This window comes from Qipengyuania sp. (genome assembly GCF_048550555.1).
Taxonomy (GTDB): domain Bacteria; phylum Pseudomonadota; class Alphaproteobacteria; order Sphingomonadales; family Sphingomonadaceae; genus Qipengyuania.
Genome location: NZ_JBLYYF010000046.1, coordinates 1 through 21,394, shown reverse-complemented (window position 1 = coordinate 21,394; position 21,394 = coordinate 1). Strand labels below are relative to the sequence as shown.

The following is a 21,394-nucleotide window of genomic DNA, read 5'->3' as shown; positions in this document are numbered from 1 at the left end:
CCCGATTTCAGCACCTTGCGCGCACGGATCGGCCTGGCGCTGTGGCTTTCGCCATGCGTGAAAGACACAGTGGGGGCAGCGTGGATGCGGCGAGTGATCATCGCGCGATCATGCCAGCTTGCGCCCGTGTAGGAAAATCCCGGCGGCGCGGCGACGCGCGTCAGTCCGCCGCGAGCTTCACGAAGCTGTCGAGCACGCGTTTCTCGCCCGCCTTCTCGAACTCGATCGTCAGCTTGTTGCCTTCCTGGTCGGTGACGCAGCCATAGCCGAACTTGTCGTGGAATACGCGCGCGCCGACGGCGATGTCGCTGCGCGGCCTGGCGGCGAAGCTGGCGGCGCTGCGACCCGGTTCGGCGAGCCGCTTGGGGGTCGAGTCGTAACCGGTCGACAGCGCGCGTTGCCAGCCCGGCCCGCGCGCGCCGGACCTGTTGGGCGCATCGCGCGAGACATGCGCGAAGGGATCGTCGGTTTCGCTCCAGTTGGCGCGCCACAGCGAGGCACCGCCGGTCATGGTGGTCTCGCTCCGGACATGCTCCTCGGGCAGTTCCGCGATGAAGCGGCTGGGGATCGAGCTGGTCCACTGGCCGTAGATGCGCCGGTTGGCGGCGTGGAGGATGGTGCAGCGGCGCTTGGCGCGGGTGATCGCGACATAGGCGAGGCGGCGCTCCTCCTCGAGGCTGGCGAGCCCGCCTTCGTCGATCGCGCGCTGACTTGGGAAGACGCCTTCCTCCCAGCCGGGCAGAAAGACCTGGTCGAACTCGAGCCCCTTGGCGGCGTGCATGGTCATGATGGTGACCTTCTCGCCGTCATCGGCGCGGTCGTTGTCCATCACCAGGCTGACATGCTCGAGGAAGTCGCCCAGCGTTTCATATTCCTCCATCGCACGGGCGAGTTCGGTGAGGTTTTCGAGCCGGCCGGCGCTTTCCGCGCTGCGTTCCTTCTGGAGCATCTCGTCATAGCCGCTCTCGGCGAGCACCGTACGCAGCAGTTCGGACGGGGTGACCGTTTCCGCAAGCTCGCGCCAGTGGACGAACTGGCCGAGCAGCCCGACCAGATTGTTCTTCGCCCGCGCGGGAAGTTCGTCGGTATCGCACAGGTCGAGGCTCGCGGCGGCGAGCGGCGCCTGCGTGCGGCGGGCATGACGGCGCATCGCCTCGAGCGTCTTCGCCCCGAGGCCGCGCTTGGGCTGGTTGTAGATGCGCTCGAAGGCGAGATCGTCGGCGGGCTGGGCGATGGTCCGCAGGTACGCCAGCGCATCGCGGATTTCGGCGCGCTCGTAGAAGCGGAAGCCACCGACGATGCGGTAGTTGAGGCCGATCTGGATGAAGCGGTCCTCGAATTCGCGGGTCTGGTATTGCGCGCGCACGAGGATGGCGACCTGGTCGAGCGGTGCCCCCTCGGCTTCGAGCCGTTCGATCTCCTCGCCCACGCGGCGCGCTTCTTCGGGGGCATCCCACACGCCGATGACGCGGACCTTGTCGCCCGCCGGAAGCTCGGTCCAGAGCGTCTTGCCGAGCCTCTCGCTATTGGCATCGATCAGTCCGGAGGCGGCGGCGAGGATTTGCGGGGTGGAGCGATAGTTCTGCTCCAGCTTGATCACTGCCGCGCCGGGAAAGTCCTTTTCGAACTTGAGGATATTGGCCACTTCTGCGCCACGCCATGAATAGATCGACTGGTCGTCGTCGCCGACGACGCAGATGTTCTTGCGCGTCTGGGCGAGCAGGCGCAGCCACAGATACTGGACCTGGTTGGTATCCTGATATTCGTCGACCAGGATGTATTTGAAGCGCTGCTGGTATTGCTCGAGCACGTCGCGATGCTGGCGGAAGATGTTGAGCATGTGCAGCAGCAAATCGCCGAAATCGCAGGCGTTGAGCGATTTGAGGCGCTCCTGGTAGAGCTCGTAGAACTGCGCGCCGCGGCCATTGGCATAGGCCTCGTTCTCGACCGCATCGAGGTCGCCCGGGTTGAGCCCGCGATTCTTCCATCGATCGATCAGCCCGGCGAGCTGGCGCGCGGGCCAGCGCTTTTCGTCGAGGTCGTTTTCCTGGATCAGCTGCTTGAGCAGACGCAACTGGTCGTCGGTGTCGATTATCGTGTAGTTGCTTTCGAGCCCCACCAGCTCGGCATGGCGGCGCAGCATGCGGGCACCGATCGCGTGGAAGGTCCCGAGCCAGGGCATGCCTTCCACCGCATCGCCGATATGCCGACCAACCCGTTCGCGCATCTCGCGCGCAGCCTTGTTGGTGAAGGTGACGCACAGGATTTCGCTCGGCCAGGCGCGCCGCATTGCGATGAGATGTGCCAACCGTGCGGTAAGCGCCGCCGTCTTGCCCGTTCCGGCGCCCGCCAGCATCAGCACCGGTCCCTCGGTGGTCAGCACCGCCTCGCGTTGGGGTGCGTTCAGACGCGCGGCATAGGCGGGAATCTGCGCTTTTTCGGGCGCGTCGGACGGGGTGGGAAGCTCGGTCATGCAGTACGGAACAGCTAGGGAACGCGTGCCCGCAAGACAAGCCCCGTAGGCCGATCGGTGCCGGAACCGACGCGGCGTTTCCAGCGTAGGACGGGCAATGACAACGACAAATGGAGTATTCTCCAATGCGTAATATCATTCTTGCCGGTGCTGCCGCACTGGCTTTCACTACGGTACCCGCCGCGGCCCAGGATATGGCCGTCGACGCGGAAGGCAAGGTCTATGCGATGAGCGACGACCAGCAGGGCATGTACGACGCATGGCCCGCCGATCGCCAGACCGCCTATGACGCATGGCCCGATGCCGTTCAGGAGTATTACTGGACGCTGACGCCGATGCAGGTGGAAGGCTGGTGGCTGCTCACCGACGACCAGCGCGTCCGGATCTACGAGATGACGCCCGAAGCGCGTGCGCAGGCCTGGACGCAGGTTCAGGCGCAGGTGCCGAACGCAACAGCCGCTGCCGCGACCACTGCCTCGGCCTCGGCCAGCACCGCTGATCCGCGCTTCGTGAGCAAGGAAGTCACGCAGACGACCCCGGCCGCCTACAAGTCGGCCTCGGGCGACGACCTTCCGGTCTGCAAGGGCGATCAGCAGGATGGCTGCATCAACAGCTGGGCCAAGAACAAGACCGGCAATCGTCCGCTCGAATACTGGCCGGGTAAGCCCGCCAGCGAGATGGACGGGAAGCTGCCGGCCGAGAAACCCGGCGAGTAAAATCCGCTTTCCGCTCGCGCTCCGCTCGATGAGCCGTGAGTGCGACGCTTGGAGGGGGCGGGGCTGCCATGGCGGCCCCGCCCTTTTTCGTGCATGCATACTCGTCGCGAAATCGCCACGCCCCACGCCCGAGCGTGGCGGCGACACGACGGTGCCCCATGGTCCTCTTGCCTCGATGGCGCTTTCGCCACAGGATTTGCGACGCGGCAGGGTCGGGCCGCAAGGGTCGCGTTCGTCACGCATGTACGATTCCGTGGAGGATCTCATGCGTAAGACATTTTGGTACATCGTCGGTGGCCAGTTGGCCACGATCAGCATTCCCGCCATGGCGCAGGATGCGCCCATGGATCCGGCGTCGGACGCGCAGGTCGAGCCCGCACCGGCGCCTTCGACAGGCAGCAATGCCGCCGACGCGGCGGAGATGGCCGGCTGGCCGGCCGATCAGCGGCAGGCCTATGACGCCTGGCCGGTCGAGGCGCAGGACTATTTCTGGAGGCTCACCCCCGAGCGCAAGGCGCTGTTCTTCCGCCTGCGCGATACCGACAGGCTCACGCTGCTGACGATGGACGAGGCCGGACGGGCCGAGGCCTGGGCCATGATCGAAAGCCGTGCGGCCGTGCCGCCGCCGGAGAGCGAGGCGCCCGCGCTCGGGGAAGAGCCGGGCCCGGGCTAGAGGCTTCCCGTCAGGCCGTGTCGGCGGCGAGGCGAAGGAGCGTCAGCTTGGCCTTGCCGATCTTGCGTTCGGCATCGATGGCGAGGCCTTTCACCGAGACCGTCTCCTTGGCCCCGGTTTCCAGCGCTATCCAGCTTGCCGGGCCGATCCAGCCAAGCCGCAGCATGCGGTCGAGCGCGACCTGCCCCGCCCCGGTATCATAGGGCGGGTCGAGCAGGATGAGATCATGCGGCAGCTTGGCCGGCCCGAGCGACATTACCGAGGCCTGCTGCACGGTGGAGCGCGCCCGCACGTCGAAGGCCTCGGTATTGGTTCGGATGGCCTTGATCGCCGCGCTGTCCTGCTCGACGAACAGGCACGAGGCCGCCCCCCGCGACAGTGCTTCGAGCCCGAGTGCGCCCGATCCGGCAAAGAGGTCGGCCACGCTCAGCCCTTCGAAACTGCCCAGCCGGCTCGCGAGCATGCTGAACAGGGTCTCGCGCGTGCGGTCGGCGGTCGGCCGGGTCAGTTCGCCCTTGGGCGCGACCAGCTTGCGGCCGCGCCACTCGCCCGCGACGATTCTCACTGGCGGCCACCGCGGGCAAGATCGCGCTTGAACGCCATGACATCGCCCCGCTTGATCTCGAGCGCCTGACCGCGCGGGAGGTCGCCGATGTGGAACGGGCCGTAGCCGATCCGCAGCAGGCGGTTCACTTCGAGCCCGAGATGTTCGAGCACCCGGCGGACCTCGCGGTTCTTGCCCTCGCGCAGGGTCAGCACGATCCAGCGATTCTTGCCCGATCCGCGCTCGAGGTCGGCCTCGATCCGGCCGTAACGCACGCCGTCGACCTCGATGCCTTCGATCAGCTTGTCGAGAACGGCCTGGGTGACATCACCGAATGCCCGCGCGCGATAGGTCCGCGGCACGCCGCTCGAGGGCAGTTCCATCGCGCGCTTCATCTCGCCGTCATTGGTCAGCAGCAGCAGGCCTTCGGTGTTGTAGTCGAGGCGCCCGACCGGCATCACGCGCCCCGCATCCCTGGGCAGGGCGTTGCGCAGCGCGGCGTAGATCGTCGTCCGGCCCTTGGGGTCGTGCTCGGTGGTCAGCATTCCGGCGGGCTTGTGAAAGGCGAACAGGCGCGTTTCCTCGACCGTGCCGACGGGTTTGCCGTCGACCGTCACGCCGCGCAGGTCGGTCAGCTTGACCGCCGGCGTATCGAGCACCTTGCCGTTAATCGCCACGCGCCCGTCGGCGATCATGCGCTCGATCTCGCGCCGGCTGGCGACGCCCGCGCGCGCGAGCAGCTTGGCGATCCGGTCGCCTTGTTCGGGTAGTCGATTGTCGGCCATGGCCGCGCAGCTAGGCCTTCAATTGGCCGCCCGCAAGGCTTCTTCGACGGTCTCGTGATAGCGGCGGATGCCGCCCTCCATCGTGCCGAGCGTGAGATGCGGCACCGCGCCCGTCGCCAGGCCCTGCTGGCCGAGCTCGGCGGCGCGGAAATCCTCGCTTGCGAAAACGCCGCCGTCGAGCAGAGCCCAGCTGCGTTCCCAGTGGTCGCGCGCCTTGTCGGTCGCGGGATGTTCGGGGATCAGCATGAAGTCCTCGACCAGCGTGCGATCATGCGCCTGCGGCATCATCACCATCACGTTGATGTAGTCGGGGCTGGGAATGATGAGCGCGCCGGGCAGCAGCTGATAGGCGAAGGTCACCACGCGGCGCAGCGCCGCCATGTCCTCGAGGTCGATGCCCTCCATCTCTTCGAGCCGCCCGACCGCGGCGCGCGAGTGCGGCCCGATCATGTCGCCGCTGGTGACGCCGTCCTTGAAGAAGGGTCCGATCGTCTTCGCGTGGAGCCGGGTGACGTGATAGCTTTCGAGGAAGGCATCCATGATGAGCTTCCAGTTGCCCGCAACCTCGTGCGTCTTGCGGCGGAAGAGCACCTGGTCGCCCATTCCGAGCGCGTCGAAATCCTCGCCGAGCCGCTCGGCCAGCGAGAAGTCCGCCGTTTCGGCTTTGGGGCAGAACCAGATCAGCCCACCGGTCTCCCGGCTGGGCAGTTCGACGAGGCCATGGTCGTCCTTGTCGAGCCCCGGGAAGGTGTCGGGGCGGGGCAGGGCGAGCAACCGCCCGTCCACCGCATAGGTCCAGGCGTGATAGGGGCAGACCAGCTTCTTGGTGCAGTGGACCTCGCTGCCCTCGACCAGCCGGGTGCCGCGGTGGCGGCAGACATTGAGGAAGACATGCGCCTTCCCCTCCGTATCGCGCGTGATCAGCAGCGGGCGCCCGGTGGCATCGTGCGGCACCGCCATCCCGGCATCGGGCAGCAGCGCCGAGGGACACAGGATCTGCGGCAGGCGATCGTAGATCGCGGCCTTCTCGCGCGCCCAGTAGTCGGGGTCGACATAGACGCTGGCGGGGACCGTGCTCACGTCGCTTGCGTCGCGCTTGTGCCCGGCGGCAATATCACGGGCCAGTGCCAGCATCCCGTCGGTTGGCCGACGTTCAGTGGGTTTGGTGTCGACATCGCCCATTTGCGCTGTTCCTCTCGCTCTCTCTCGTCGCTAGTGTCGCAAAAAAATGGCGCAAACGGAAGGACGCTAGGGCATGGCCGAGGTCGCGGAAGAGACACGAAAGATTTCAGCCTGGCGCGCGCTCGGCATGGCGCTGGGCAATCGCAAGACCGGCTTCATGCTGCTGTTCGGTTTCGCCAGCGGGCTTCCCTTCGCGCTGTTCCTGGGGACGCTGTTCGCCTGGCTGACCGAGGCCGAGGTCGATCTCGAGACGATGGGCATCTTCTCGCTCATCGGGCTCGCCTATGCCTTCCAGTTCCTGTGGTCGCCGCTGATCGACAAGGTCGACCTGCCGCTCCTGCGCAGGCTCGGCAAGCGCAAGCAGTGGATCGTCCCGATGCAGCTCCTGCTCGGCGCGATCCTCATCACCATGAGCGTTCTCGAACCGCGCACCCAGCTCGGCATGTTCTCGCTCCTCGCCGGGATCGGCGCTTTCGCCAGCGCGACGCAGGACATCGCGATCAACGCCTGGCGTATCGACGTCGCGGACGAGCGGGCGACGATCGACATCCTCTCGACCGTCTACCAGATGGGATACCGTCTCTCCTCGCTCGTCGGCGGCGCGCTCGGCCTGATCATCGCCGCGCGCATCGGCTGGCCCGAAACCTACATGATGATGGGCGGGATCCTGCTCGCCGTCGGCGCGGTCGGCCTGTGGGCGCCCAATGCGACGGGCAGCGCCGAAGCGAGCGAGGGCGACGAGCAGGTCCGCGCGCTGCGCCGCGCGGGCGAACTGGCGCCCGCGATCCGCAACCGCGCGCTCGCTGCGGTCGGGCTGCTGTGGGCGGTGGCGATCGGTGCCGTGCTGACCTTCATGATCCTGTCGCTGACCAATGCGCCCGAGGACCGGCCCAACCCGACCGATTTCACGCTGACCTGGGGGCCGTGGATCATCGTCGCGACGATCATCCTGCCCGCACTGATCGCGGGCTGGCTGGCGGGGCAGAAGAAGCAGGGCAGGCACCTGCTCGCCGAAGACGCGCCGCAAGCCACCGGCGGCGCCTACGCGCTCGACCATCTCTATCGGGCTCTGGTGCTGCCGCTGGTCGAATTCGTCGGCCGGATGGGCTGGTCGCTGGTGCTGATCCTCGCTGTGGTGCTGACCTATCGCATCTGCGATGCGATCTGGGGCACCTTCGCCTACCCGTTCTACCTCGGCGAGCTGCAGTACACCAACGACGACGTAGCCTTCGCCTCGAAGTTCTTCGGTGTCGGCGCGATCATCGCGGGGCTGGCGCTCGGGGGCTTCATGCTGACCGTGCTCGGCCGCATGGCGACGCTGTTGATCGGCGGCATCCTCGCCGCGCTGACCAATTTGCTCTACGCCGACATGGCGCTGGGCGGGGCGCATATGCAGGCTTTCAGCGATGCCGTGGGCTTCACCTATCTGATCGAGCAGGTGCCCGGCATCGGCGATGCCGACCTCGCCAGGCTGACCATCACCATCGGCTTCGAGAACCTCGCCATCGGGATTGCCGGGGCGGCCTATGTTGCCTGGCTATCGTCGATCGTGTCGAAGCAATTCAGCGCGGTGCAATATGCGCTGCTGTCCTCGCTGACGCTGCTCGTCGGCACGCTCGGGCGCGGCGCGCTGGGCGAGATGATCGAGAAGCAGGGCTTCTACGATGTCTTCATCCTCACCACCTGGATCGGGCTTGCCGCATCGGTGCTGGTGTGCCTCGAATGGTATCGCGAACGCCGCGGCAAGGCCGCTGCCGGCGTGCTCTCACCCGAGGCTGGAGAAGTGGCTCCGGCGGAATAGTCAGTCGGGGAATTCGCCGTTGAGGCGCAGCACCTCGCCCGCGAGATAGAGCGAGCCGGCGACCAGTACCGGGACGCGCCCCACAGGTATCGCTGCGAGCGCCTCGGGCACCGAAGCGGCGGCCTGCGTTCCCCGGCCGAAAGCCTTGGCCGGGTGATAGTCGTGATCGGGCACGGGCACCGCGGTCACGCTGGCGAGGTTCGCCTTGAGCGGGCGGATGATCGACGCCGGGTCCTTGCCTTTGAGCATGCCGATGACGAGGTGCAGCCGCTGGCCCTCGAAATGCTGCGCCAGCGCATCGCCCGCGCTGCGATTGTGCCCGCCGTCGAGCCAGACCTCGTGCTCCTCGGTGAGCGGTCCCGCGTGCAGACGCTGCAGCCGGGCGGGCCAGTGCGCGGTGCGCAGCCCGGTCACGATGGCTTCCTCCGAAATCCGTACCAGGCTCTGGTGGCGCAGCATGGCCACGGCCAGGGCGGCGTTTTCCGCCTGATGCGCACCGACCAGCGAGGGCACGGGCAGATGCACTTCGCCGCTCGGGTCGGAGTAGTGCAGGATATTGCCGAGCGAATCCGAGGTCCAGTCCCTGCCGCGCACCGCAAGGATGGCCCCGCAGTCGCTCGCGATCCTCTCGATCTCCTCGGCGGCTTCATCCGGGTAATGCAGCGTGACCAGAGGGCGGCCCTGCTTTGCAATGCCGGCTTTCTCGAAGGCGATCCGGGCCAGAGGTTGCTCGGGCGTGCCGGCCTCGGGTGCGAGGAGGAAGCGTTCGTGGTCGATGCCGAGTGCGGCGATGCCGCAGGCGGCGGGCCGTTCGATCACATTGGTGGCATCGAACCGTCCACCGAGGCCGACCTCGACCACGCAGGCGTCGGCCGGGACGCGGGCGAATTCGGTGAAGGCCGCGGCGATGGTGACTTCGAAGAAGCTCGGATTGAGGTCTTCGCCCGCATCGAGCACCTGCGCGAGCAATTCGGCGAGGCGTTCGTCCTCGATCAGCTTGCCGGCGACGCGGATGCGCTCGTTGTAGCGGACGAGATGCGGGCTGGTGGTGACATGGACCTTGTACCCCTGCGCCTCGAGCATCGCGTGGAGGAAGGCGCAGGTCGATCCCTTGCCGTTGGTCCCGGCGACATGGAAAACGGGCGGGAGTCGGTGATGCGGATTGCCGAGCCGTTCGAGCAGCGCGCGGATCGTGTCCAGGCCGAGCCTGCCGTCGGGCACCGAGAGGCGCCCGAGCCGGTCGAGCTGTTCCTGCACCGCGGGACTCTCGGACCGGGCGAAGTCCCGCATCGTGGGCCTCAGGCCGCCCTGGCGGGCGCCAGATAGTCGAGCAGCGTCGCCAGCGTGTCCTTCAGGTCGTGCCGATGCACCACCATGTCGACCATGCCGTGCTTGTGGAGATACTCGGCGCGCTGGAAGCCGTCGGGCAGCTGTTCGCGGATGGTGTCCTGGATCACGCGCTGGCCGGCGAAGCCGATCAGCGCGCCCGGTTCGGCGATATGCACATCGCCGAGCATGGCGTAGCTCGCAGTGACGCCGCCCGTGGTCGGGTCGGTCAGCACCACGATATAGGGCAGCCTGGCTTCCTTCAGGCGGCGAGTCATCACGGTCGCCTTGGGCATCTGCATCAGGCTGAGGATGCCTTCCTGCATCCGCGCGCCGCCTGCGGCGGTGACGACGATATAGGGGCAGTGGCGCGTCAGCGCGCGCTCGGCGCCCTGGCAGAAGGCGGTCCCCACCGCCATGCCCATCGATCCGCCCATGAAGCTGAAATCCTGCACGCCGACCACCGCGGGCTTGCCCTCGATCGCGCCCGAACCGACGAGGAAGGCGTCCTTGTGCGGGCTCTTGGCGCGCGCCTTTTTGAGGCGGTCGGCGTATTTCGCGGTGTCGCGGAACTTGAGCGGGTCTTCCTTCACCTCGGGGATCGGGAGGACCTCATAGCCTTCGTCGAGCAGCTGGCGCAGGCGCTCGTCGGCGCCGATCCGGCCGTGATGGCCGCAGCGTGGGCAGACGAAGGCGTTCTCCTCGTACTCCTGCGCGAAGACCATCTGCTGGCAGCTGGGGCACTTGACCCACAGATCCTTGTCGGTGCTGCGCTTGGACAGCGAGGTGATCGAATTGCGGACGCGGGTGAACCAGTTCATGGCTGCGGCCTTAGTCTCCATTCGCGGCTAAAAAAAGCCCAGTCATTGCGAGGAGCCGTGGGCGACGCGGCAATCCAGATAGCGTGGGACTGGATTGCTTCGCTACGCTCGCAATGACCGTCTACTGTCTCACCGGGCGGCGTGAACGGCCTGCGACAGCGCCGAAGTCAGCTCGCGAAGCTTGGCCGGCGCCTCCGCTCCATGCTCGGCCACGAGCTCGACCAGCGCCGAACCGACCACCACGCCATCGGCCACGCGCGCGATCTCGCCCGCCTGCTCGGGGGTGCGCACGCCGAAGCCGACTGCCACGGGAATGTCGGTCGCGGCCTTGATGCGGGTGACATTGGCCTCGATCGATTCGATCGCCGCCTGCTGCATGCCGGTGATCCCGGCGACCGCGACGTAGTAGAGGAAGCCCTGGCTGCCATCGACCACGGCGGGCAGGCGCTTGTCGTCGGTGGTGGGCGTGGCGAGGCGGATCGGGGCGATCCCGGCATCGCGCAAGGCCGGGCCGAGCGCGTCGTCCTCCTCGGGCGGGATGTCCACGCAGATCACGCCGTCGACGCCCGCGTCCTTGGCGGCGGAGGCGAACCATTCGGGGCCGCGCCGGACCATCGGGTTGGCATAGCCCATCAGCACCAGCGGGACGTCGGGATGGCGCTGGCGGAAGCCGGTCGCAATGTTCAGGACATCGGCCGTGGTGGTGCCCGCGCCGAGCGAGCGGATATTGGCCTTCTGGATCGCAGGCCCGTCGGCCATCGGATCGGTGAAGGGCATGCCCAGCTCGATCACATCGGCGCCGCCCGCGACCAGCGCGTCGAGATTGGCGGCGGTGTCGCCATCGCCCGCCGTGAGGAAGCAGACCAGCGAGGGGTGGGGCTTGGCGAAGGTGGAAGAGAGGCGGGTCATTTTTTCTCGAGATTTCGCGGTGCTAGCGGGATGAAGAACCCAACCAAAAACATCACCGGCACCGTTTCAATCCAAAAGTCCTGGTTCAACGTCAGCGGTCGGCCTAGCGTCAGCATGAGCATGAACTTGAGTGCCAGAGAGAGAATGATGGCGATCAGCCCTGTGAGCACGCAGCGCCGAAGCAGGGTCCACGTCACATCTCCACTCCCAGCTTCTCCGCCACGGTGAAGATGTCCTTGTCGCCGCGTCCGCACAGGTTCGCGAGGATCACGCTGTCCTTCGGCATCTCCTTCGCGCGCTTGGCCACCGCCGCGATGGCGTGGCTGGGTTCCAATGCGGGGATGATGCCCTCGGTGCGGCAGAGCAGCTGGAAGGCCTCGAGCGCCTCGTCGTCGGTGACGGCGGTGTATTCGACCCGGCCCATATCCTTGAGCCAGGCGTGTTCGGGACCGATGCCGGGATAGTCGAGACCGGCGCTGATCGAGTGCCCCTCGGTGATCTGGCCGTCCTCGTCCTGCAGCAGATAGGTCTTATTGCCGTGCAGCACGCCGGGGAAGCCGCCGAGCAGCGATGCGGCATGCTGGTCGCCATCGAGGCCGTAGCCCGCTGCTTCGACACCGAGCATCTTGACGTCCGGATCGTCAAGGAAAGGGTGGAACAGGCCGAGCGCGTTCGAGCCGCCGCCGATCGCCGCCACGAGCAGGTCGGGCAGGCGGCCGATGCGGTCCTGCATCTGCTGGCGCGCTTCCTTGCCGATCACGCTCTGGAAGTCGCGGACCAGCTCGGGATAGGGATGCGGGCCCGCCGCGGTGCCGATAATGTAGAAGGTGTCGTCGACATTCGCGACCCAGTCGCGCAGCGCCTCGTTCATCGCATCCTTGAGCGTGCCGCGGCCGCTGGTGACGGGGCGGACCTCGGCGCCGAGCAGCTTCATGCGGAACACGTTGGGCGACTGCCGGCGCACGTCTTCGGCGCCCATGAACACCACGCAGGGCAGGCCGAAGCGCGCGCAGACGGTGGCGGTGGCCACGCCGTGCTGGCCCGCGCCGGTCTCGGCGATGATGCGCGTTTTGCCCATGCGCATTGCGAGCAGGATCTGCCCGATGCAATTGTTGATCTTGTGCGCGCCGGTGTGATTGAGCTCGTCGCGCTTCAACCACACCTGCGCCCCGCCGAGCGCCTCGGTCAGCCGCTCGGCGAAATAGAGCGGGCTGGGGCGGCCGACGTAGTGTTCGAGCAGATCGTCGAACTGCGCCTGGAATGCCGGGTCGGCCTTTGCCGCGCGGTATTCGCGCTCGAGTTCGAGAACGAGCGGCATCAGCGTCTCGGCGACGTAGCGGCCGCCGTAATCGCCGAAATGGCCGCGCTCGTCGGGCTGGTTGCGGAAGGTATTGAGGTTGGAATCGGTCATCGCGGCCCTCCCATGCCGATGCCACCGCCCGAAGTCGAGACACCTTAGGCAAGCCGTCTCGAAGCGGTTCTTTCGTCAGGCGCTGCGGACGGCCGCGCAGAAGCTTGCGATCCTGTCCGAATCCTTGACGCCTGGCGCGCTTTCGACGCCGCTCGACGTATCGACCAGCGGTGCACCCGTGGCTTCGATCGCATCGCGCACATTGGCCGCGGAGAGCCCCCCGGCGAGGCCCCAGGGCAGGGCCATGCGCAGGCCCGCCAGCAGCGACCAGTCGAACCGCAGGCCCATCCCGCCCGGAAGCGCGGCATCCTTCGGCGTCTTGGCATCGAACAGGATGAAATCGGCGGCCTGGTGATAGGCGTCGGCGCGCGCGACGTCGGCGGCATTGCTGACCGCGATCACCTTCCACACTGGCAGGTCGAACCGCGACCGCAGCGCGGCGCAGCGTTCGGGGGCTTCCTCGCCATGGAGCTGGATCGCATCGAGCCGGCCCGCAGCCACGGCCTCCCGCAGCAGACCGTCGTCGGGATCGACGAACACGCCGACCTTGCCAATCTTGGATCCCGCCCGAGCGGCGAGCGCCGCTGCCGCAGAGGGATCGACATGGCGCGGGCTGGGCGGGAAGAAATTGAAGCCGACATAGTCAGCCCGCGCCGCGAGCACCGCGTCGAGCGTGTCGGGAGTCGAAATCCCGCAGATCTTGATCCGGGCAGTCGCCATGGCCGCGTGTCCTAGGCCCCGGTCAGCGGCTTTTCCAGCACCGCGAAGTGGAGCGGCGGGTCGCGCAGTACGGGGAATGGTCGTGTCTCGCCGGTCCTGCGATAGCCGCGCCGTTCGTACCAAGCGATCAGCACCTCGCGCTGGGTGATGACCGTCATTTCCATTGCACGCAGGCCCAAGGACCGCGCTTCGTTTTCCGCCGCATCGAGGAGCTTCCGCCCGAGACCGGCCGACTGCAGCTGCGGGTCGACACAGAAAGTGCCGAGATAGCCGAGGGTATCGTCCTTCCGCGTCACGGCGACGCAGCCCGTCAGCCTGCCGTCGTCGTCCCGCGCGACAAGCAGGCCGACCGCCGGGTCCGCGAGCATCGCTTCGACTTCCGCGAGCGAGATGCGCTCGTCGTCGAGGATGTCGGCCTCGTGATTCCAGCCCTGGCGCGCGCTGTCGCCGCGATAGGCGCTTTCGATCAGCAGTTTGAGAGCGTCGGCGTCGGCGGGTTTCGCCGCCGCGATTTGCGTCAAAGCGTCGCCTCGATCTCGCGCGCGGCCCTGGCGGGATCCTCGGCGCGGCTGATCGGACGGCCGATCACGAGTACGCTGGCCCCGTCGTCACGCGCCTGGCGCGGGGTGACGACGCGCTTCTGGTCGCCCGACGCGCTGCCAGCCGGACGCAGGCCGGGAACGACGAAGAACCCGTCCTTCCACTGGTCGTGTACCGCCTTCACTTCCTGGCCCGAGCAGACGATGCCGTCGAGCCCCGCCTCGCGGGAAAGCTCCGCCAGCCGCATGACATGGTCGTGCGCGCTGCCTTCGATCCCGGTGCGCTGGAGATCGCGATCGTCCATGCTGGTGAGCATGGTGACGCCGACGACCCTGGTGTTCTCGCCGGCAGCCGCCTTGGCATCCTCGAGCATGGCGCGTCCGCCGCTGGCGTGCACCGTGACGATGCTCGGCTCGAGCACGTGGATCGCCTGCATCGCGCCGGCGACCGTGTTGGGAATGTCGTAGAGCTTCAGGTCGAGGAAGACCGGCAGCCCGAGCTGCCCGATCATGTGGACCCCGTGCGCGCCGTGCGCGCAGAAGAATTCGAGCCCCAGCTTGATCCCGCCGACATGGCCCTTGACCTTCTTTGCAAGGTCGAGCCCGTCGCGCAGGTGGGGGACGTCGAGGGCGAGATAGATCGGATTGGTCATGCGGGTTTTGAGGGCTCGGTTGCGACCGGATTGTCCGGTTCGGGAGGCGAATCCGCGATCTGCTCCTGCTCGGCGGTCGCGGGTACGGGCGAGGGAGTGGCCAGGCGCGTGGTCGCGGTCTCGAGCGCGTTGATACGGCGCGTGGCGCGCCACTTGCTGGTGCGGTGGATCAGCCACATCGGCACCAGTCCGAGCAGGAAGGAGATGATCACCAGCGCCGGGAGCTTGGTTTCGAGCACGAGATTGGACCAGATCTGCACTTCGACCGGCTTCCAGTTGAAGAAACTGAAGGCAAGCAGCGAAAACAGCAGCAGGACCCAGACGATGGTGCGCACGATCTGCATGAAGGCTACCCCCTCTTTTTGTACCTATGGTGCGATGCTAGGCCGCCGCGCGGCGCGCGTCTAGCCGAAGACCCGCGCGAAAATCGTATCGACGTGCTTGAAGTGGTATTCGAGGTCGAACTTCTCCTCGAGCTGTTCGACCGACAGCGCCGCGGTGACTTCCTCGTCCTGCTTGAGCAGATCGAGCAGCATCAGCCTTCCGTCCGATTCCCAGACCTTCATCGCATTGCGCTGGACGAGGCGGTAAGCGTCTTCGCGGCTCACCCCCGCCTGCGTCAGCGCCAGCAGCACGCGCTGCGAATGGATCAGCCCGCCCATGCGGTCCATGTTCGCCTGCATGCGCTCCGGATAGACGAGCAGCTTGTCGACCACGCCGGTCAGCCGCGCCAGCGCGAAATCGAGCGTGATGCAGGCGTCGGGCCCGATGAAGCGCTCGACCGAGCTGTGCGAGATATCGCGTTCGTGCCACAGCGCCACGTTTTCGAGCGCGGGCAGGGCATAGGCGCGGATCATGCGCGCCTGGCCGGTAAGGTTTTCGGTCAGGATCGGGTTGCGCTTGTGCGGCATCGCGCTCGAACCCTTCTGGCCCGGCGAGAAATATTCCTCCGCCTCGAGCACCTCGGTGCGCTGGAGATGACGCACTTCCACCGCGAGGCGTTCGATCGAGCCGGCGATCACCGCCAGCGTCGAGAAGAACATCGCGTGGCGATCGCGCGGGATGACCTGCGTCGAGACGGGCTCGACCGACAGGCCCAGCTTCTCGGCGACGTGTTCCTCGACGCGCGGGTCGATATTGGCGAAGGTCCCGACCGCGCCCGAAATGGCGCAGGTGGCGATTTCCTCGCGCGCGGCGACCAGGCGCTTCCGGCAGCGATCGAATTCGGCATAGGCCTGCGCCAGCTTGAGGCCGAATGTCACCGGCTCGGCATGGATGCCGTGGCTGCGGCCGATGGTCGGGGTGTATTTGTGCTCCTCGGCGCGGCGCTGGATCGCGGCGAGCAGCGCATCGAGATCGGCGAGCAGGATATCGGTCGCGCGCGCGAGCTGCACCGCCAGCGTGGTGTCGAGCACGTCGCTGGAAGTCATGCCCTGATGCATGAAGCGCGCTTCGTCGCCCACGTTTTCGGCCACCCAGGTGAGGAAGGCGATCACATCGTGCTTGGTTACGGCCTCGATCGCGTCGATCGCCTCGACGTCGATCTTCGGATCGGTCGCCCACCAGTCCCACAGCGCCTTGGCGGCGCTCTCCGGCACCACGCCCAGCTCGCCGAGCTTCTCGGTCGCATGCGCCTCGATCTCGAACCAGATGCGATACTTCGCCTCGGGCTCCCACAGGGCGGTCATTTCGGGACGGGCATAGCGGGGGACCATGGCGGACGACACTCCGGTTCGATTGCTGCGGGAACGTGGCGCTGCCGCTAGGCGGGGGACGGGCAAACCGCAACCCCCAGACGGTAGCGAAACGAGCGTGTCGAAAATGATCCGGCTGCGACGAACTGTTCACGACCAGCGATATTCTGTTTGCGTTGGCGCGCTTCCCAATTACTCTCTGTATCCGATTTCACTTGGGGGATTTAGTCTTGAGAGCCGTTTATCTTGGCGCGGTCGCACCACTCGCCATTCTCGCTGCGCCGGCATGGGCCGGCGACGCAGTCGTCTTCGCCGACGCGCCCGAATGGGTCGTACCGGCCGATTTCGACGCTGCGGTCGAGGAAGGCGAGGAGATCGTGCTGTTCGACCGCCAATTGCGGCTCGACGGCGGGGCCGTCCACCGGTTCACCGATATCGCCTACGCCGTGCGCAATTCGGAGATCCTCTCCAGGCTGGGGACGCTCCAGTTCGGCTGGCTGCCCGACAAGGGTGATCTGACGGTCCACCGGATCGAGATCGTGCGCGATGGGCAGGTCATCGATCTCCTTGCCGATGGCATCGGTCATGAGGTCATCCGGCGCGAGACCGAGCTGGAACGGCGTACGGTCAATGGCGCGCTGACGGCGCTGTTCAAGATTCCCGGGCTCAAGGTCGGAGACATCCTGCGCTTCTCCAGTAGCACGACCAACCGCGACCAAGCGCTCGCCGGCGCGATGCAGGCGACCGAGGGGCTGACCACCAAGCCCACGCGATTGGGATATGGGCGGCTGCGCATGTCGTGGCCCGAGGATTCGGGCATTTCCTATGCCATGCTGGGCCAGGCCCCAGAGCCGAGCGTGAGCGATGCCAAGGGCTATCGTACGGTCGAGCTGATCCTGCCGGTCGACAAGCTGGAAGAGATGCCCGAGGACGCGCCGGCGCGGTTCAAGGTGCCGCCGGCGCTGATGGCCGGGAGCTTCGCCACCTGGGGCGATGTCGCGGCGGTCATGGCGCCGCACTACGCCGTCGACAACACGATCGAGCCCGGCAGCGCGCTGGCAGGGGAGGTCGACCGCATTCGCGCCGCCACCGCCGACCCGCTCGAGCGCGCGGCGCTGGCGCTGCGGACGGTGCAGGACCAGATCAACTATCTCCTCAACGGCATGGACGGCGGCAATTACCTGCCCCAGTCGCCGATGGAAACCTGGACGCTCGGCTATGGCGATTGCAAGGCCAAGTCGGTGCTGCTGCTCGCCATGCTGCACGAACTGGATGTCGAGGCCGAGGCGATGCTGGTCAATTCGGAGAGGGGCGACGCGGTCCAGCTGTGGAAGCCGCTGCCCGGGGCGTTCGACCATGTCGTGGTTCGCGCGACCATCGACGGGACCGAATACTGGCTCGACGGGACCTCGGCGGGCTCGCGCCTCGCGACGATCCGCGAAGTGCCGAATTTCGGCTACGCCCTGCCGCTCCGCGCCAGCGGGGCCGAACTGGTCAAGCTGGAGCAGCGCTGGCCGGGCTATGCCGATCGCACGATGCGCGTGACCTACGACCTTTCCCGCGGTGTCGACTTGCCGGCGCTGTACGATCTCGATGTCGAAACGCGCGGTGTGCTGGCGGCGCAGATGGAAGCCCAGGCCAGCGCCACCGACCCCAAGGAAGTGCTGGGTCATGCCCAGAAATTCACCGACGATCTGTTCGACGGTTTCGTCTACGAAGCCTCCTACAGCTACGATCCGGAATCGGGGATCGGGCATTTGCGCGCAAAAGGCGTGCTGAGCGAGGCCTTCGCCCTCGATCGCGATACCGCGACCCACAAAATCTACACCGCAACGACCAACTGGAAATTCGACCCCGACCGCGGACGCGCCGCCTGGCGCGACATTCCCTACAGCGTCACCGGGCCGATGACCTCGGTCGAGGAAGCGACCTATCGCCTGCCCGACGACGGCAAGGGCGCGACGATCAGCGGATCGGGCGATCTTGCCGAACGGACGGTCGCGGGAACGCGCTTCGAGCGCTCGCTCAGCTTCGATGACGGCGTGGTTCGCGTGACCGATTCGGCCAGCTATGTCCCGGGCGAGATCGCCGCGGCCGATATCCCCGCCACCAAGGCCGCGATGCGCGCGATGAACAGTGCCGACCCCGAAATCCGCATCTCCGCGCCGCGCCGCGTGTGGGAGCTGTCGGACAAGGAGGTTGCGCAGCGTGTGAAGGGTCTCATCGCGCCGGCGAACAATCTGGTCGATCTGTGGCCGGACGAGGGCAATTTCCTCATGCTGCGCAGCGCACTCAAGACGCTCGGCCGCGACTATCCGGCGGCGCTCGCCGATATCGACAAGGCGATCGCGCTCGAAGGCACGGCAGCAGCCTATACCGGCCGCGCGGATATTCTGACCCGCATGGGGCGGTTCGACGAGGCGGTGGCGGCCACACGCACCGCTTTCGAACTTACCGGAGACCTTGCCGACGCCACCGCCTATGCGCACGCACTGGCGCTGGACGGCCGGGCCGACGAGGGGCTGGAATTGCTCGATTCGATCGACGTGAGCGGTGAGGACCGTTCGACCGTGGCGCAAATCTTCGCCGAGATCGCCGGGACCACGGATCGCAGCGACGAGGGCTGGGCCATGCTGGCCGACGCCTTGGCCGAGCGTCCGGGCGACGATTCGCTGCTCAATTCGCAATGCTGGTTCGTGGGGACCTGGAGCTACCATCTCGACGATGGTGCCGAGCTGTGCGACCGCGCGGTCAAGGCCGCCAGCTACAGCGCGGCCGCGCTCGACAGCCGGGCGCTGGTGTTCCATCGGCTCGGACGCGAGGATGAAGCGCTGGCGGACCTCGATGCCGCACTGAAGAAGGAACCCGCGCAGGCCGCCAGCCGCTATCTGCGCGGCATCATCCGGCTGGGTCGGGGCGAGAGCGAGGGCCGGACCGACATCCTCGAGGCGCTGCGCCTGGCGCCCGATATCGCGGCCCGCTACGAACGCTACGGGATCAGTCCGGCGCGCTGATCCCGGCGCTCAGATCAGTCCCTTGGCGCGGAGCGAAACATGGCCCTCGCGGCCGATAATCACGTGATCGTGGACGGTCACCCCCAGCAGCCGGCCGGCTTCGGCAATGCGGGAGGTGATCGCGATGTCGGCGCGGCTCGGCTCGGGATTGCCGCTCGGATGGTTGTGCACCAGGATGAGGGCGGTGGCGCCGACGTCGAAGGCCTTGCGGATGACCTCGCGCGGGTGGATCGCCGCCTCGTCGATCGACCCTTCGCCGAGCAGGTGGTCGAGGATCAGCCGGTTCTGCGCATTGAGATAGAGCACCCGCACACGCTCGTGAGCGAGATGCGCCATGTCGATCGCGAGATAGTCGAGCAGCGCCTGCCAGCTACCGAGCACCGGCCGGTCCTGCACCGCCCCACGCGCCATGCGCCGCGCAGCGAGACTGCAGGCGTGGAGCGCGGCCGCGCTCGCCTCGCCCATTCCCTTGACCTGGCGCAGCGCCTGCGGATCGGCCGCGAGCACGGCGGAAAACGACCCGAAGCGGGCGATCAGCGCCTTGGCCAGCGGCTTGGTGTCGCCCTGCCGGATGGCGGCGAAGAGCAGGAACTCGAGCAGTTCGTAATCGGCCAGCGCCTCGGCGCCGCCCGACAGCAGCCGCTGTCGCAGTCGCTCGCGGTGGCCGGCACCAGCTCGCACCGCCGATTTATTTGCTTCCCCCGGCAACCAATCCCCCGTGGACGGCGTTTCAGCCACTTGCATTGCCTTTGGAAGGCATAAGGCGCAAGCGTGGGATCGATGGAACGGGTCGCGAACGACAAGGGCTTGGTGGTCGAAGGCGGTCCCGGTGAGCCTGTAGGGCAACGTCGCAAACGGTGGCTGGTGGTGCTGGCGATCGTCGGCGTGCTCGGCATCGCCGCCCTCGCGGCATGGCTCTCGCGCGAGCGGATCGTCGACGACATCATCCAGCGCCAGCTCGAGGCGAGCGGTGTCCCGGCAAGCTACACGATCGAGCGCGTCGGCGCACGGACCCAGGTGCTGTCCCATGTCGTGATCGGCGATCCCGAGAGACCCGATTTCACCGCTCAGCGCGTCATCGTGACCTTGCGCCATCGGTTCGGCATGCCTGAAATCGGCGGCGTGACGCTGGTCGAACCGCGGCTTTACGGCAGCTTCCACGACGGCAAAGTCAGCCTCGGGAGCCTCGATCCGCTCGTGTTCGGGCCAAGCGAGGAGCCCGCCACGCTGCCCAATCTCAAGCTGGCCATTCGCGATGGGCGTGGGCTGATCGAAACCGATTACGGCCCGGTCGGGCTCAGCCTCGTCGGCTCCGGACTGGTCAGCCATGGCTGGAACGGCACGCTCGCGGCGGTAGCGCCGCAACTCGCGCTGCCGGGATGCACGGCGGCGCGGACCACCGCCTATGGTAAAGTCACGACGGTTTCGGGCGAACCGCAGTTTTCCGGGCCGCTTCGGCTCGCCTCGCTTGCCTGTCCGGGGCAGGAACTGGCTCTTGCCGATTATGCGGTGGACCTGAAACTCGGCGCGGATACGCATCTTGCCAATCCCTCGATCGAGGCGCGGCTCGAGGGCGGCGAGAGCCGTTATGGAAGCAATTCGGCGGCGGCGCTTCTCGGCACGGTCCGGGCGCAGCTGCGCGACCGCCTTGCCACCGCCCGCTTCACCCTGGCGGCGCGAGGGGTGCGCACGCCCCAGGCGCTCGCAGCGGTGCTGACTGCGGAAGGCCAGTTGCGGGCAAACGACGGTTTCGAGCGTATCCAGCTCGACGGCAATCTCGAAGGCAACGGCCTGCGTCTCGGGCAATCGGCCGTCGCAGCGGTAGAATCGCTGGCTCGGAGCGGGGAAGGGACGCTGCTCGCACCGCTCACGCGCAAGCTGGCCGCCGCGCTGCAGGCGGAAGCGCGGGGTAGTTCGCTCGCAGCGGACATCCGCTGGCGGAGCGATCCCGCCGGATACTCGCTGCTGGCTCCGCGGGCCGAACTGCGGGGCGGGAGCGGCGCCCGGCTGGTGTCGCTCTCACGCGTCGAGATCGGCACGCTGGGCGGCCAGATGCCGCGCATTTCGGGTAATATCGCCACCGGCGGAGCCGGGATGCCGCGGATCACCGGGCGGATGGAGCGCAGCGAATCG

At 67.1% G+C, this 21,394-nt stretch carries 19 protein-coding genes and 1 pseudogene; 5 read left to right on the top strand and 15 right to left on the bottom strand.

Annotated features, from left to right (window positions below; genetic code table 11):
- Window positions 1–160: 160 nt before the first annotated feature.
- The gene (locus ACN4E0_RS12960; RefSeq protein WP_419568462.1) at window positions 161–2,473 is read right to left on the bottom strand and encodes an ATP-dependent helicase; all 2,313 of its coding nucleotides are present in this window, start codon (window positions 2,471–2,473) and stop codon (window positions 161–163) included.
- Between the two features lie 125 nt (window positions 2,474–2,598).
- On the opposite strand from ACN4E0_RS12960, the gene ACN4E0_RS12955 reads away from it, so the two are divergent.
- Both ACN4E0_RS12955 and ACN4E0_RS12950 read left to right on the top strand, forming a co-directional pair.
- Window positions 2,599–3,189, top strand: a complete 591-nt coding sequence (locus ACN4E0_RS12955) for a hypothetical protein (protein ID WP_419568460.1) — start codon at window positions 2,599–2,601, stop codon at window positions 3,187–3,189.
- Window positions 3,190–3,454: 265 nt separating this feature from the next.
- Window positions 3,455–3,862: a hypothetical protein gene (locus ACN4E0_RS12950; protein WP_419568459.1), complete on the top strand. Its 408-nt coding sequence runs from the start codon at window positions 3,455–3,457 to the stop codon at window positions 3,860–3,862.
- Window positions 3,863–3,872: 10 nt separating this feature from the next.
- Here the strand turns inward: ACN4E0_RS12950 and rsmD are convergent, their stop codons facing one another.
- From rsmD to ACN4E0_RS12935, 3 genes are read right to left on the bottom strand one after another with little or no spacing between them, the layout of a single operon-like run.
- Complete coding sequence (gene rsmD / locus ACN4E0_RS12945) at window positions 3,873–4,427, bottom strand: 16S rRNA (guanine(966)-N(2))-methyltransferase RsmD (protein ID WP_419568457.1); 555 nt, start codon at window positions 4,425–4,427, stop codon at window positions 3,873–3,875.
- Complete coding sequence (locus ACN4E0_RS12940; RefSeq protein WP_419568455.1) at window positions 4,424–5,191, bottom strand: pseudouridine synthase; 768 nt, start codon at window positions 5,189–5,191, stop codon at window positions 4,424–4,426. The genes rsmD and ACN4E0_RS12940 overlap by 4 nt, the downstream gene beginning before the upstream one ends.
- An 18-nt stretch (window positions 5,192–5,209) precedes the next feature.
- Window positions 5,210–6,373 (bottom strand): aromatic ring-hydroxylating oxygenase subunit alpha, encoded by a 1,164-nt coding sequence (locus ACN4E0_RS12935; protein ID WP_419568454.1) that lies wholly within the window; start codon window positions 6,371–6,373, stop codon window positions 5,210–5,212.
- Between the two features lie 73 nt (window positions 6,374–6,446).
- Between ACN4E0_RS12935 and ACN4E0_RS12930 the strand changes: the two genes are divergently transcribed.
- Complete coding sequence (locus ACN4E0_RS12930) at window positions 6,447–8,174, top strand: AmpG family muropeptide MFS transporter (protein WP_419568453.1); 1,728 nt, start codon at window positions 6,447–6,449, stop codon at window positions 8,172–8,174.
- Here ACN4E0_RS12930 and ACN4E0_RS12925 read toward each other — a convergent pair whose 3' ends face one another.
- From ACN4E0_RS12925 to purB, 10 genes are all read right to left on the bottom strand, one after another.
- A complete protein-coding gene (locus ACN4E0_RS12925) occupies window positions 8,175–9,464 on the bottom strand; it encodes a bifunctional folylpolyglutamate synthase/dihydrofolate synthase (protein WP_419568451.1) in 1,290 nt (429 codons plus the stop codon).
- 8 nt (window positions 9,465–9,472) lie between these two features.
- A complete protein-coding gene (accD, locus tag ACN4E0_RS12920) occupies window positions 9,473–10,321 on the bottom strand; it encodes an acetyl-CoA carboxylase, carboxyltransferase subunit beta (protein WP_419568449.1) in 849 nt (282 codons plus the stop codon).
- A gap of 129 nt (window positions 10,322–10,450) precedes the next feature.
- Complete coding sequence (trpA, locus tag ACN4E0_RS12915; RefSeq protein ID WP_419568447.1) at window positions 10,451–11,230, bottom strand: tryptophan synthase subunit alpha; 780 nt, start codon at window positions 11,228–11,230, stop codon at window positions 10,451–10,453.
- Window positions 11,227–11,427, bottom strand: a complete 201-nt coding sequence (locus ACN4E0_RS12910; protein ID WP_419568445.1) for a hypothetical protein — start codon at window positions 11,425–11,427, stop codon at window positions 11,227–11,229. Before ACN4E0_RS12910 ends, trpA begins: the two co-directional genes overlap by 4 nt.
- On the bottom strand, window positions 11,424–12,641 hold the full coding sequence (gene trpB / locus ACN4E0_RS12905) for a tryptophan synthase subunit beta (RefSeq protein WP_419568443.1): 1,218 nt from the start codon (window positions 12,639–12,641) through the stop codon (window positions 11,424–11,426). The genes ACN4E0_RS12910 and trpB overlap by 4 nt, the downstream gene beginning before the upstream one ends.
- A 75-nt stretch (window positions 12,642–12,716) precedes the next feature.
- Window positions 12,717–13,361 carry a phosphoribosylanthranilate isomerase gene (locus tag ACN4E0_RS12900; protein WP_419568441.1) on the bottom strand — a complete coding sequence of 215 codons (645 nt, stop codon included), beginning with the start codon at window positions 13,359–13,361 and terminating at the stop codon, window positions 12,717–12,719.
- Between the two features lie 11 nt (window positions 13,362–13,372).
- Window positions 13,373–13,882 (bottom strand): GNAT family N-acetyltransferase, encoded by a 510-nt coding sequence (locus ACN4E0_RS12895; RefSeq protein WP_419568439.1) that lies wholly within the window; start codon window positions 13,880–13,882, stop codon window positions 13,373–13,375.
- Window positions 13,879–14,553 (bottom strand): orotidine-5'-phosphate decarboxylase, encoded by a 675-nt coding sequence (gene pyrF / locus ACN4E0_RS12890; RefSeq protein ID WP_419568437.1) that lies wholly within the window; start codon window positions 14,551–14,553, stop codon window positions 13,879–13,881. Before pyrF ends, ACN4E0_RS12895 begins: the two co-directional genes overlap by 4 nt.
- Window positions 14,550–14,897, bottom strand: a complete 348-nt coding sequence (locus tag ACN4E0_RS12885) for a DUF1049 domain-containing protein (protein WP_419568435.1) — start codon at window positions 14,895–14,897, stop codon at window positions 14,550–14,552. The genes pyrF and ACN4E0_RS12885 overlap by 4 nt, the downstream gene beginning before the upstream one ends.
- A 60-nt stretch (window positions 14,898–14,957) precedes the next feature.
- Window positions 14,958–16,268, bottom strand: coding sequence for an adenylosuccinate lyase (purB, locus tag ACN4E0_RS12880; protein ID WP_419568433.1), 1,311 nt, complete (start codon window positions 16,266–16,268; stop codon window positions 14,958–14,960).
- A 209-nt stretch (window positions 16,269–16,477) separates the two neighbouring features.
- On the opposite strand from purB, the gene ACN4E0_RS12875 reads away from it, so the two are divergent.
- Entirely contained in the window at window positions 16,478–19,261 is a 2,784-nt protein-coding gene (locus ACN4E0_RS12875; protein WP_419568431.1) for a DUF3857 domain-containing protein, read from the top strand.
- A gap of 9 nt (window positions 19,262–19,270) precedes the next feature.
- Here ACN4E0_RS12875 and radC read toward each other — a convergent pair whose 3' ends face one another.
- A complete protein-coding gene (gene radC, locus ACN4E0_RS12870; protein ID WP_419568430.1) occupies window positions 19,271–19,942 on the bottom strand; it encodes a RadC family protein in 672 nt (223 codons plus the stop codon).
- 99 nt (window positions 19,943–20,041) lie between these two features.
- Here radC and ACN4E0_RS12865 point away from each other — a divergent pair.
- A pseudogene (locus ACN4E0_RS12865) lies at window positions 20,042–21,394 on the top strand (exoprotein); the annotation flags it as partial.